An 11,906-nucleotide genomic window follows, 5' to 3' on the forward strand; every position below is an offset into this window, starting at 1 on the left:
TGAAAGAGGGACCCTTTCAGTAAAAGGGTCCCCACACAGCTTTTTGGTATACCACTTCCGTGATTATACTTCCATGATCTCTTTTTCTTTGACCGCTGCAGACTCATCAATCTTTTTGATGTAAGAATCCGTTAACGTTTGAACGTCGTCCGCGTAACCACGGAGGTCGTCTTCTGTCAAATCTCCATCTTTTTCAAGCTTCTTCAAGTTCTCGTTCGCGTCACGACGAACGTTACGAACCGCAACTTTCGCTTCTTCCGCATACTTCTTCGTGATTTTAACGAGTTCTTTCCGGCGCTCTTCCGTCAAGGCAGGGATCGCTAAACGGATGACCGTCCCGTCAGAAGACGGCGACAGACCGAGATCCGCTCTTTGAATCGCTTTTTCGACTTCTGTCACGAGCGACTTGTCCCATGGTTGGATTAACAAAAGACGAGCTTCCGGCGTGTTGATGTTCGCTACTTGGTTAAGCGGCGTTGGCACACCGTAGTAGTCGACTTGGACCGGGTCCAAAATCGATGCACTGGCGCGTCCCGTGCGGAGCGTCCCAAAATCACGTTTTAGTGATGTATGGGCTTTAACCATCTTCTCTTCAGCCGTTTTCATAACTTCGTTTGCACTCATGAATTGATTCCTCCCACTACCGTCCCGATATGTTCACCGAGAACGACACGTTTGATATTTCCTTCTTCAAGCAATGAGAATACAATCAGCGGAATATGGTTGTCCATGCATAGTGACGTCGCTGTCGAGTCCATGACTTGGAGACCGTCTTTTAAGACGTCCAAGTATGTGAGTGACTCGTATTTGACCGCATCCGGGACAAGTTTCGGGTCTGCCGAGTAGACGCCGTCGACGTTGTTTTTCCCCATTAAGATGACGTCAGCTTCAATCTCGGCTGCCCGGAGCGCTGCTGTCGTATCTGTCGAGAAGTACGGGTTACCCGTCCCTGCTGCAAAGATGACGACCCGGCCTTTTTCAAGGTGGCGCATGGCCCGGCGGCGGATATACGGCTCAGCAACTTGACGCATTTCGATTGATGTTTGGACGCGGGTTTGGACACCGTGTGTTTCGAGGCTGTCTTGAAGTGCAAGCGAGTTAAGTACAGTTGCGAGCATGCCCATGTAATCGGCATTGGCACGGTCCATACCGAGTTCGCTTCCCGTCTTTCCGCGCCAGATATTCCCGGCACCTACGACGACCGCTACTTCGACGCCCATGGCGACTAACTCTTTAATCTGTCCAGAAATCGAGTTGACGATTGCCGGATCGATTCCGTATCCTTGATCTCCTGCGAGCGCTTCTCCACTCAATTTTAACACAATTCTCTTATATTTCGGTTCCATACTTTGCCTCCTCATGCTTGAAAAAAGGGAACACGCTCCCTTAACGAACTAACTCAAGGTTATACAGACGTGTTCCCAATTTTAATTGCATCATCATACATGACGCAGATTATTTTTTAAGTTGGTTCATTACTTCTTCAGCAAAGTTTTCTTCGCGTTTTTCCATACCTTCTCCAACTTCGAAACGTACGAACGAGTTGATACGGCCGCCTTTAGACTCTACGTATTTTCCAACTTTGAAGTCAGCGTCTTTGACGAACGTTTGGTCGACGAGGCAGATTTCTTCGAAGTACTTGTTCATGCGTCCCGCGATCATCTTCTCGACGATGTTAGCAGGTTTGCCTTCGTTGATTGCTTGTTCAGTCAAGACTTTCTTCTCGCGCTCTGCTTCTTCAGCCGAGACTTGGTCACGTGTCGCATAAAGTGGGTTAGCTGCTGCTACGTGCATAGCTACATCTTTCGCTACTGACTCATCTGTCGTGCCGTCGATGACGACGACCGAACCGATGCGTCCGCCCATGTGAAGGTAAGTGCCGAATACAGCGTCGTCCGCTTTTTCAAGAACAGCGATGCGGCGGAGCGAGATTTTCTCTCCGATTGTCGATGCTTCTTCTTGAATGTGAATCTCAAGCGTTTTACCAGCCACGAATTCAGCAGCAAGTGCTGCTTCAACTGTTGTCGCTCCTGAAGCGAGAACCGCTTTCGCCACGTCGCTGACGAGTGTTTGGAACTTCTCGTTTTTCGCAACGAAGTCCGTCTCTGAGTTGACTTCGACGAGAGCAGCTTTGTTGCCTTCAACCGCTACTGCTGTCAAGCCTTCAGCTGCGATACGATCGCCTTTAGCTGCTGCTTTAGCAATCCCTTTTTCACGAAGGAAGTCGATTGCCGCTTGCATGTCACCGTCTGTTTCAGTGAGTGCTTTCTTGCAATCGAGCATACCTGCTCCTGTTTTTTCACGAAGTTCTTTTACCATTGCTGCTGTAACTGCCATCGGAAATTCCTCCTTGTAAAACTTACATTTTTTTAAAATAAAAGCACTAGGCTTCGAATAGACTATGTCCTAAAAAAAGGTGATAAAAGGCTTTCCCTTTATCACCTGTTGTCTAACTGATTACTCAGCTTCTGTAGCTTCAGCTTCTGGAGCTACAGCTTCTTCAGCAACTTCTTCTTCGCCTTGCTTCGCTTCGATGATCGCATCAGCCATCTTAGAAGTGAGCAATTTAACCGCACGAATTGCATCGTCGTTCGCTGGGATAACGTAGTCGATTTCATCTGGGTCACAGTTTGTATCGACAATCGCAACGATTGGGATGTTTAATTTGTGAGCTTCTGCAATCGCGATCCGCTCTTTGCGTGGGTCAACGATGAAGAGAGCGTCAGGAACGCCTGGCATATCTTTGATTCCGCCGAGGAACTTCTCAAGACGTGTCATTTCTTTTTTCAAGATGATGACTTCTTTTTTAGGAAGTACTTCGAACGTGCCGTCAGCTTCCATTTTCTCAAGTTGCTTCAAGCGGTTAATACGCTTTTTGATTGTTGAGAAGTTTGTGAGTGTTCCACCCAACCAACGCTCATTGATGAAGTACATACCTGAACGGAGTGCTTCTTCTTTGATTGTATCTTGAGCTTGTTTTTTCGTACCTACGAAGAGGACGTTTCCGCCTTCTGCCGCGAGTTCACGAACGAAGTTGTAAGCTTCGTCTACTTTTTTAACCGTCTTTTGAAGGTCGATGATGTAGATTCCGTTACGCTCCGTGAAGATGTATTTCGCCATTTTTGGGTTCCAACGACGTGTCTGGTGACCGAAATGTACACCAGCTTCGAGCAATTGCTTCATTGAGATTACTGCCATGATAAGTTTCCTCCTTGTGGTTTAAAAAAGTCCTCCGCCTCGTTCATCGTTGTACTCCGACCTTTCGGCACCGAGGAATACCATCCCGAGACGTGTGTGATGTGTTTTAACACCGAAAATTAATATAGCACATGTCGCCGAATCCGGCAACTCTCACTTTTGTCGAAGTTTCGCATAAAGCGCCACTTCGCCCTCTCCTTTTCCGAGGAGACGTGCCGTGTCACGGACTGAATGACGGAGCAAAACCTCTTCGACGCTCGGGTTACCCGTGCCGTCTTCAGACGTTTCAGTTTCTGTCTCGACGATTTCAGCCGAGGTCGGTTTTGACGATTCAGGCGCGTCGTTTTTCACAACATCGCTCATCGATTCCATGAATGACAAGAGCAACGCCTCTGTCTCGCGTTTCTCGCTTTCGAGCCGATTGACGCGTTCGTTCAATGTTTGGATCTGCCGGAACCCGATCAATAGACCATAGGCAATCACGATCCCCGCGATCATCAACACAAAAGTCATCCCTTCACCTCCTCACGATGTCTTCTCTTCTAGATACGAGCGGCCTAGCGCCTGTTTGAGTGTCTTTAACGCCTTCGAATGAATCTGTGAGATGCGGGAAGTCGATAATTCTAACACTTCCCCAATCTCCGTCAATGTCAACTCGTCAAAATAAAATAGCGAGACGACAAGACGTTCTTTTTCAGACAGATGATCAATCTCGGTCGTCAGCACGTCGACTAACTCGCGTTGCAACAACGTGTCTTCCGGTTTTTCCGAATCGGGGTCAAAATACGTGACCGACATGACTTTCCCTTCTTCTTGGAGCGTCACCGCCTCGTCAATCGACAACATGTTCGCGAAATACCCTTCCGCCATCGCCTTTTCGATATCAGCGATCGGAAGCGCGCACGCGTCGGCCAATTCTTCTTTCGTCGGGGCACGGTGCAGCTTTTGCTCGAGTTGTTCGGCGACATGGTCTATCTTCTTCACGCGCTCTCGTACCGAGCGCGGCAGCCAATCGATTTTTCGAAGTCCGTCGATAATGGCACCCCGAATCCGAAAAGCTGCATACGTATCGAATTTATTATTATGTTCCGGATCATATTTCATGAGGGCATCGTACAATCCCATGTAACCCAAACTTTTCAATTCGTCGCGTTCGACGCTCTTTGGGAGCGTCACGATCATTCGTTGCACGTGATAATGGATCAGAAATTCATAATGTGATAATAATTCATTTGCCGTATCCATATCGCGGTCAGTATTCCAACGATCCCACAACTGGGTAAGCTGAGTCGTCATGTCGATCCCCCCTTATAGTTCTTTTGTTCCGATACTCACTGTCCGAATCGATAAGACGCATGTTGCGACGTCAAATTCAATCGTTCGTCCGTTATGCCCACCACAATCCTCGGCGATTAGCGGGATGTGGTGTGCTTTTAAAGCGACGCGGATTGCTTCGGCATTTCGTTCCCCGATGCGCATCGCCGCGTTCTCATATTTGAATTGAAACATTTGAGCCCCACCGGCCATCTTGGCTTGCAGACGTCCTGCCCCGACCCGTTTGAGTGACTCGACGAGAGCATCGATAGCTGTATCCGCATATTTCCCGACTTCGATCGTCTGGTGTTTCCTTGCGATCGCCGAATCTGGAAGCATGACGTGCGCCATCGCTGCCACTTGCATCCGGGCATCATACAAGATGACACCGACGCATGAACCGAGTCCCGCCGTGCGGAGCCGGTTCGGTGCTGTCGTCTGCTTCCACTCGGCAATCCCGATTTTAAGAACTTCAGCCATGGCCAAGCAACCTTCGTTGAATCCGATCTAGCGAGCCGTGCGTCGGTAAGAAGAGCACATGCCCGGCACTCACCTTCTCGTCAATCATGAACGTCGTGTCGATATAGAGCGCGGCATCTTCTTCCGGTTGAACGGACGTGACGACAAACTCGACGATTGATCCGGCCATATCAATCGCGGTCGCCGGCACTTGAATCATGATCGGCGTATTGAGCCAGTCGCCTAACGCTCGCGCGTAAGCCCCGCTCATAATATTACCGATCTCTTCCCACGCCGATTGACCGAGCTCGTTGTTCGATTGGAACGTGAACGGTGAACCGATCAGCGAAGCCACCATACTCTCCGCATCATCCACCGGGAACATGATCAAGATCATGCCACTGATCTCGCCTCCAAGCTCTAACAGGACAGAGGCCACATGGCGCTCGGGGCCGCCGACGCGGTCCGGTAAATACGTGATCGGTTCCATTTCGGCAGACGACACCGTGATGTTGACCGGCTTGGCGAGCAGTGTCGAGAGCGCGGTCGCCGCATGACCAGAACCGATATTCCCAAGTTCTTTTAACAAATCTTGTTCAAATTCACTCAGCATGTTGGTCCTCGAACAACGCGTTCGCATCGAGAAGCGAGAACAGCTTGTCCTCGCCTTTGGCGATCGCCGTCAAGTGTGCCGAGTGCATCTCGTGGCTCGAATCCGGAATCGGTTCGATCCGGACTTCATCGCTCTCGACGACTTCATTGGCACGATCGACGATAAAACCAGCATCGCCTTGATTCAAAGAAGCGATCAAAATCCGTGTCTCATCTGTCGGTGCGATTTCTTCATAACCGAGGCGAAGCCTGAGGTCGATGACCGGTGTGACCACACCACGGAGGTTGATGACACCCTTCACGTGTGTTGGTGCGTTCGGCACCCGGGTGACAGGTTGTAACCGTTCAATCGAACGGACTGATTGGACATCGATTCCGTACGTGTTCGATGCGAGTGAAAACACTACCCATTTTTGTTCCATCTTTCTTCCTCCTTAAAAGAGATCGTTGCTGTCTACGATGAGAGCGACCCGTCCATCTCCGAGAATCGTTGCCCCCGAAATAGCCGGAATGCCTTCGAGATACGTCCCGAGTGGCTTCATGACAATCTCTTGTTGACCAATCAAGTCGTTCACGACGACTCCGACGAGTTTATTACCTTTACGCACGACGACGACCGGGAACTGTGATTTTGTTTCCGAATCGATCCCGAAAATTTCTTTTAAATAAACGAGCGGGACGAGTTGTCCGCGGAAATCGAAGACACGTTCGCGATGGGCCGTCAGGATGTTGGCTTCATCGAGCAATGTCGTCTCGAGAATCGATGACAACGGGATGGCATACGTCTCATCACCCGCTTGGACGAGCATCGCCGAGATGATTGATAACGTGAGCGGTAGACTGACTTGGAACTTGGTTCCTTGTCCGACCACGGTCTCGAGGGTGACGACACCACCGAGCGATTCGATTTTATTTTTGACGACGTCGAGTCCGACGCCACGACCTGACAAGTCTGTGACAACATCTGCCGTTGAGAAGCCCGGTGCAAAGATGAGCATCGCGAGCTCGTTGTCTGTCATCGACGCCGCTTCTTCGGTCGTGATGACACCACGTTCGAGCGCTTTCGACCGGACTTTATCGACATTGATTCCCGCTCCATCATCTTCGATCTCGATGAAGACACGGTTACCGCCATGGTAAGCACGGAGGGCGAGTCGCCCTTGTTGCGGTTTGCCGGCTTGGACGCGTTTGTCAGGAAGCTCGATGCCATGATCGATCGCGTTGCGGATCAAGTGGACGAGCGGATCACCGATCTCATCGATTACGGTCCGGTCGAGTTCCGTGTCAGCTCCTGAGATATCGAGTTGAACTTTTTTATGAATGTCTTTTGCGACCGAGCGGACCATCCGTGGGAACCGGTTGAACACTTGCTCGATTGGCATCATCCGTAACGTCAACACGAGTGATTGCAGTTCGTTCGTGCCGCGTTTGATTTTCTCGACCGTCTCGTTTAGTTCGGGTTGTCCGACCTCGTCGGCAAGGCGTTCGAGTCGGCCGCGGTCGATGATGAATTCTTCAAACAAGTTCATGAGACGATCGATCCGTTCTAAATTGACACGAATCGTCTTCGCTTGAGCGACAGCTTGTTCTTTCGGTTCTTCTGCTTCTTGCGCTTTCGGTTTCATTTCTTGCACCGCTACCGCTTCTGCACTCACAGCAATTTCCGGCTCGCTCTCGCTCACGCTCGTAAATACCGAGACGTGGACTGTTTCAACTTCCGACACTTGCGAGACGGCGTGTTCGATGACTGCAGCCGTCTCTTGTGACAAGAACAAGACATCAAACGACAAGTCGAACTGTTCTTGCTCAATCGCTTCCGTCTCAGGGTGGGTCCGGACGACTTCACCGAGCTCTTGGAGCCGATCAAACACCATGTAAGCCCGGGCTGCTTTTAAGACGACGGCATCCGATAACTTAACATGAAGTTGGAACGCCTCAAAACCGGTCTGTTTCGCTTGTTCAATGACCGAATCCGCATACAAGTCGACAGTAAACACCGACGACTCTTCCGCCGTAGCGATTTTTTGTTCCTTACCTCCGATAAACGACTGGAATGCCGAAACCGTCGCTTTGACGTCGACGTTCGTACCGGTTCCACCCGTCTCGATGTCGGCAATCATCGCTTCAATCTGTTCCATCGCGATAAACATCGTATCAAGCAACAATTGGTTGCTCTCTTTTTTGCCTGACCGGACAAGGTCAAGGGCGCTCTCCATTTCGTGTGTCAAATTGGCCACGCTTTCGTAACCCATCGTCGCCGACATCCCTTTGAGCGTATGGGCCGAACGGAAAATCTCTTGAACCGCTTCAGCGCTAGCCGTTTGCTCAAATTTCATCAACTGTGTGTTGACCGATTGGATATGCTCTTGTGACTCATCCAAAAACAACCCTAAGTATTCGTTCACGTCCATCTATATTGCCTCCCTGTCGTTAGACTCGCTTCCACTGTTGCCGCAAATTCCCAATCAACCGATCCATGAAGTGCCGTGGCTTCGGTGGTGTACCGGTAAGCGTTGTCAAAATACGCTCAAGCCTCCAGCTAATATCACTCTTTCGGTCAAATTGGTAAAACGGGACTTGAGCGATGACCGCTTTCCTTACAGAAGCGTCATCTGGTAAAAATCCAAGGAACCGAATCGGTTTATTCAAAAACTGTCGGCATGCGACTTCCATCCGTTCGTAACACTGGAGTGCTTCTTCCCCCGACTGCGCCCGATTGACGATGACCCCGATCGGTAAATCCGGACTTTGACGATGCACGAGTTTCGTGTACGCGTAACCATCCATCAGCGATGTCGGTTCTGGGGTCAGGATGAGAAACATCTCGTCACATCCTTCAATGAATCGTAACGATGCGTCCGTTGCTCCTGCTCCCATGTCAAACAGTACGTAATCATAAGTCGTCAGCACTTCAAGTTCACGCATTAAAAACTGCATGTCTGCTTCTGAGAATTGAACTAATGTGTCAAGTCCACTTCCCCCATGTAATATATCGACACCGTGCACGTCTTTCTGAACCGAAGACGCAAGCGGAGTCCGTGTTTTCACAGAATCGACCATCGTTTTAGACTGCGCCGCATTCAAAAGAATGTGCACGTTCGCCATCCCGATGTCGAGATCGACGATCAAGACACGTTTTCCGAGTTCGACGAGCCCGATTGCGGTATTCACGCAGACGTTCGTCTTGCCGACGCCGCCTTTTCCGCTCGCGAACGCGATTGTCGTTGGCGCGACATCCGTCTTCGCTCTTAAACGCCTTGCTTGGTCCATCGTGTCCACCCTTCCTTCTCAAGCATCTTTTGCGTCAAGATGTCTGAGTCGCCGGCGACCATATCGTCCGGCACTTCCTGGCCGTCTGTCAGCCAAGCGACGGGGAGTCCGCTCTCGCGCACCATCCGATACATCGCGTGTATATCACTCGTCTCATCCGCTTTCGTGAAGATGAGCGACCGGAGCGGCAATTTTTCAAACTGTCGGTAAATCAAATCCATGTCTTTCATTTTCGACGTCAGACTGAGCACGAGTGACAGGCTCGTCTCCGAGAAGTCGTGATGGTTATGAAACTGTTCGACGTACGCCTCGTCGCGGAAATTGCGTCCGGCCGTATCGATCAAGACGATATCTTTTCTGGCAAACAGTTGTTTCGCCCGTTTAAAGTCGTCAAAGTCATAGGCTACCTCGACGGGGATATTTAAAATCTCAGCGTATGTCTTCAGCTGTTCAATCGCTGCGATCCGGTACGTGTCGGTCGTAATCAAACCGACCGACATCCCTTGGTCGAGCTTATAGTGGGCGGCAAGCTTCGCGAGCGTCGTCGTCTTGCCGACACCGGTCGGACCGACGAGCATGACGTAGCGCAACGCATCCGGGACCGGTAAAAAGGAACTGCGGATCTGGTCATAGACGTATTGCTCGACGACCTCTAGCGATTTAGTCGTATAGTACAGTTCGTTGATTCGCTCTTCCCACGATTCATCCGTGAACGACTCAGATGATAAGAGCGACTCGATATGGTTCAGCCCCGCCGGCAAACGCCTCTTTTCAGGAACAGGCATCACCGGTTGTGGAGTGGGTGTAGGTGTAGGAATCGATTTCGCCTTTGCTTGCTTCGGCTGTAGGTTCGGCTCGGTTCGAGGCTTGACCGTTAGCGGCGCTTTCTCGAGTGCGGCAATCACTTCAACTTCTTGTGAAGCGAACAACCCGAACCACCCTTTCTTGACTTGGCGAGAATTTAAGATGACAGCCTCGTCGCCAAAATCTTGTTTCACTTTCGCCATCGCTTCGGACATCGTCTTGCCTGTATATTTTTTAATTTGCATATTAAATCACCCCAATACTTTTCACTTCGAGCGAGCTGAGCAATTCGTTATACGCAAGTACCGGAACGTCAGGATAGTACCGTTCGAGCAACTGTCTCACGAATATCCGAATCGTCGGCGAGCAAAGAATGACCGCCGAAGCCCCGTAGCGTTCAAACATCGACAGCTGTTCACCAGAGCGCTCGATGATTTCGCGCGCTTGTTCCGGATCGAGCGCCAAATAGTTGCCGAACTCGGTTTTTTGGACAGCGTCTTGAATAAGTTGCTCGGTCTGTCCTCCGAGTGTGACGACATAGAGTGGACCGTCCGGCGGGCTGACTTGGTCAGTCAACTGACGGGCGAGTCCTTGACGACAGTATTCGCCTAATATATCAGCGTCTTTCGTCACTTTCCCATAATCGGCCATCGTCTCAAACAAGAGCGGCAAGTTGCGAATCGAGACGTGCTCTTTCAATAGATGACGAAGTACTTTTTGGATATCTCCGATTGAGAGCACGGATGGGGTCACATCTTCGACGAGCACCGGGTGTGTCTCTTTCAAGTGCTCGACGAGTTGTTTCGTCTCTTCCCGTCCGAGTAGTTCGGACGCATGTTTTTTAAGCGTCTCCGTTAAATGCGTGGCGACGACAGAAGGTGGATCGACGACGGTATAACCGCTCATCTCGGCCCGCGTCCGCGTCTCTTCATCGATCCAAAGGGCGGGCAATCCGAAAGCCGGTTCCGTCGTTTCAATCCCGTACACTTCAGGGTCTTCAATTCCAGGGCTCATCGCCAAGTAGTGATCGAGCAATAACTCACCTTCTGCGACGACATTGCCTTTCACTTTGATCCGGTAAGCGTTCGGTGACAGTTGCAAGTGGTCACGGATTCGAACCGTCGGTAAGATGAACCCGAGTTCGAGTGCGAGTTGACGGCGGATCATAACGACACGGTCGAGCAGATCGCCGCCTTGCGACTCATCCGCGAGTGGAATCAGCCCGTAGCCGAACTCGAACTCGATCGCATCGATTTGCAGGAGCGAGACGACGGTCTCGGTCGGTGCCGACGGTTCCTCATCCGGTAGCGGTTCAGCAATCGCTTGCTTCAGGCTGCGGCGCATCGAGTACGCCCCATAGAATGTCGCACCCGCGATCAGCGTCGTCACCGGTAGTAGGCTCGGTGACACGAATCCGAGCAAGAAGATGACCGTGCCGGCGATATAGAGCAACGTCGGATTTTGACCGAGCTGGTCGATCACGTCTTCCCCGAGATTCCCGTCCGAGACGGCACGGGTGACGATGATCCCGGTCGCCGTCGAAATGAGGAGGGCCGGAATCTGACTGACGAGCCCATCCCCGATTGTCATAAGCGAGAACGTCGTAAACGACTCACCGACAGGTAATCCCATTTGAACAACGCCGATGATGATACCGAAAATCAAGTTGATGACGACGATAATGATCCCGGCAATCGCGTCACCTTTTACGAATTTCGAGGCCCCGTCCATCGAACCATAAAAATCAGCCTCGCTTTGAATCTTTTTACGGCGGATTTGGGCGTCTTTGTCATCGATCAATCCAGAGTTCAAATCGGCATCGATCGCCATTTGTTTCCCCGGCATCGCGTCGAGTGTGAATCGAGCCGAGACTTCAGATACCCGCTCGGCACCTTTCGTGATGACGACGAATTGGATGATGACGAGAATGAGGAATACGACGAATCCGACGAGAACGTTTCCGCCGATGACGAAGTTCCCGAACGTTTCAATGACTTCCCCACCATATCCGGTCGAAAGGATCGAACGGGTCGTTGACACGTTCAGCCCGAGACGGAACAGCGTGACGATCAGCAAGAGGGACGGGAAGACAGAGAAATCAAGCGCTTCCCGGGCGTTCATCGCCACGAGTAAAATCATGAGGGCGATCAATATATTCACTATGATAAGAAAATCTAGTAAGAACCCCGGTAACGGGATGACCAGCATGACGACGATCATAAGAACGCCAATCAATACTGCGAAATCTT

At 50.8% G+C, this 11,906-nt stretch carries 13 protein-coding genes; all 13 read right to left on the minus strand.

Going from position 1 to position 11,906, the window contains the following annotated elements; all coding sequences use genetic code 11:
* Positions 1–63 precede the first annotated feature (63 nt).
* On the minus strand, positions 64–624 hold the full coding sequence (frr, locus tag EVJ22_RS04150) for a ribosome recycling factor (protein ID WP_035385902.1): 561 nt from the start codon (positions 622–624) through the stop codon (positions 64–66).
* Positions 621–1,346 carry a UMP kinase gene (gene pyrH / locus EVJ22_RS04155; protein WP_071399619.1) on the minus strand — a complete coding sequence of 242 codons (726 nt, stop codon included), beginning with the start codon at positions 1,344–1,346 and terminating at the stop codon, positions 621–623. The genes frr and pyrH overlap by 4 nt, the downstream gene beginning before the upstream one ends.
* 109 nt (positions 1,347–1,455) lie before the next feature.
* Positions 1,456–2,337 carry a translation elongation factor Ts gene (gene tsf / locus EVJ22_RS04160; protein WP_071399618.1) on the minus strand — a complete coding sequence of 294 codons (882 nt, stop codon included), beginning with the start codon at positions 2,335–2,337 and terminating at the stop codon, positions 1,456–1,458.
* Between the two features lie 120 nt (positions 2,338–2,457).
* Positions 2,458–3,198, minus strand: a complete 741-nt coding sequence (gene rpsB, locus EVJ22_RS04165; RefSeq protein ID WP_021067146.1) for a 30S ribosomal protein S2 — start codon at positions 3,196–3,198, stop codon at positions 2,458–2,460.
* Positions 3,199–3,351: 153 nt separating this feature from the next.
* A complete protein-coding gene (locus tag EVJ22_RS04170) occupies positions 3,352–3,711 on the minus strand; it encodes a hypothetical protein (RefSeq protein ID WP_071399617.1) in 360 nt (119 codons plus the stop codon).
* Between the two features lie 12 nt (positions 3,712–3,723).
* The gene (locus EVJ22_RS04175; RefSeq protein WP_035385905.1) at positions 3,724–4,494 is read right to left on the minus strand and encodes a FliA/WhiG family RNA polymerase sigma factor; all 771 of its coding nucleotides are present in this window, start codon (positions 4,492–4,494) and stop codon (positions 3,724–3,726) included.
* A gap of 12 nt (positions 4,495–4,506) precedes the next feature.
* Positions 4,507–4,992 carry a chemotaxis protein CheD gene (locus tag EVJ22_RS04180; RefSeq protein ID WP_071399616.1) on the minus strand — a complete coding sequence of 162 codons (486 nt, stop codon included), beginning with the start codon at positions 4,990–4,992 and terminating at the stop codon, positions 4,507–4,509.
* Positions 4,985–5,584: a chemotaxis protein CheC gene (locus EVJ22_RS04185; RefSeq protein ID WP_070327478.1), complete on the minus strand. Its 600-nt coding sequence runs from the start codon at positions 5,582–5,584 to the stop codon at positions 4,985–4,987. The genes EVJ22_RS04180 and EVJ22_RS04185 overlap by 8 nt, the downstream gene beginning before the upstream one ends.
* Positions 5,574–6,005 (minus strand): chemotaxis protein CheW, encoded by a 432-nt coding sequence (locus EVJ22_RS04190; RefSeq protein WP_016508282.1) that lies wholly within the window; start codon positions 6,003–6,005, stop codon positions 5,574–5,576. Before EVJ22_RS04190 ends, EVJ22_RS04185 begins: the two co-directional genes overlap by 11 nt.
* A 12-nt stretch (positions 6,006–6,017) precedes the next feature.
* Positions 6,018–7,994, minus strand: a complete 1,977-nt coding sequence (locus EVJ22_RS04195; protein ID WP_071399615.1) for a chemotaxis protein CheA — start codon at positions 7,992–7,994, stop codon at positions 6,018–6,020.
* 19 nt (positions 7,995–8,013) lie between these two features.
* Positions 8,014–8,853, minus strand: coding sequence for a MinD/ParA family protein (locus tag EVJ22_RS04200; protein WP_071399614.1), 840 nt, complete (start codon positions 8,851–8,853; stop codon positions 8,014–8,016).
* The gene (locus EVJ22_RS04205; RefSeq protein ID WP_071399613.1) at positions 8,832–9,902 is read right to left on the minus strand and encodes a flagellar biosynthesis protein FlhF; all 1,071 of its coding nucleotides are present in this window, start codon (positions 9,900–9,902) and stop codon (positions 8,832–8,834) included. Before EVJ22_RS04205 ends, EVJ22_RS04200 begins: the two co-directional genes overlap by 22 nt.
* A gap of 1 nt (position 9,903) precedes the next feature.
* Complete coding sequence (gene flhA, locus EVJ22_RS04210; RefSeq protein WP_131443538.1) at positions 9,904–11,877, minus strand: flagellar biosynthesis protein FlhA; 1,974 nt, start codon at positions 11,875–11,877, stop codon at positions 9,904–9,906.
* Positions 11,878–11,906: the final 29 nt, after the last annotated feature.

Source organism: Exiguobacterium sp. SH0S7 (assembly GCF_004337195.1).
GTDB lineage: Bacteria > Bacillota > Bacilli > Exiguobacteriales > Exiguobacteriaceae > Exiguobacterium > Exiguobacterium aurantiacum_A.

What these genes read in the sequence shown, in the direction of transcription:
- frr (WP_035385902.1), bottom strand. Translation starts at nt 624, where the DNA reads ATGAGTGCAAACGAAGTTATGAAAACGGCTGAAGAGAAGATGGTTAAA.
- pyrH (WP_071399619.1), bottom strand. Translation starts at nt 1,346, where the DNA reads ATGGAACCGAAATATAAGAGAATTGTGTTAAAATTGAGTGGAGAAGCG.
- tsf (WP_071399618.1), bottom strand. Translation starts at nt 2,337, where the DNA reads ATGGCAGTTACAGCAGCAATGGTAAAAGAACTTCGTGAAAAAACAGGA.
- rpsB (WP_021067146.1), bottom strand. Translation starts at nt 3,198, where the DNA reads ATGGCAGTAATCTCAATGAAGCAATTGCTCGAAGCTGGTGTACATTTC.
- EVJ22_RS04170 (WP_071399617.1), bottom strand. Translation starts at nt 3,711, where the DNA reads ATGACTTTTGTGTTGATGATCGCGGGGATCGTGATTGCCTATGGTCTA.
- EVJ22_RS04175 (WP_035385905.1), bottom strand. Translation starts at nt 4,494, where the DNA reads ATGACGACTCAGCTTACCCAGTTGTGGGATCGTTGGAATACTGACCGC.
- EVJ22_RS04180 (WP_071399616.1), bottom strand. Translation starts at nt 4,992, where the DNA reads ATGGCTGAAGTTCTTAAAATCGGGATTGCCGAGTGGAAGCAGACGACA.
- EVJ22_RS04185 (WP_070327478.1), bottom strand. Translation starts at nt 5,584, where the DNA reads ATGCTGAGTGAATTTGAACAAGATTTGTTAAAAGAACTTGGGAATATC.
- EVJ22_RS04190 (WP_016508282.1), bottom strand. Translation starts at nt 6,005, where the DNA reads ATGGAACAAAAATGGGTAGTGTTTTCACTCGCATCGAACACGTACGGA.
- EVJ22_RS04195 (WP_071399615.1), bottom strand. Translation starts at nt 7,994, where the DNA reads ATGGACGTGAACGAATACTTAGGGTTGTTTTTGGATGAGTCACAAGAG.
- EVJ22_RS04200 (WP_071399614.1), bottom strand. Translation starts at nt 8,853, where the DNA reads ATGGACCAAGCAAGGCGTTTAAGAGCGAAGACGGATGTCGCGCCAACG.
- EVJ22_RS04205 (WP_071399613.1), bottom strand. Translation starts at nt 9,902, where the DNA reads ATGCAAATTAAAAAATATACAGGCAAGACGATGTCCGAAGCGATGGCG.
- flhA (WP_131443538.1), bottom strand. Translation starts at nt 11,877, where the DNA reads ATGATCGTCGTCATGCTGGTCATCCCGTTACCGGGGTTCTTACTAGAT.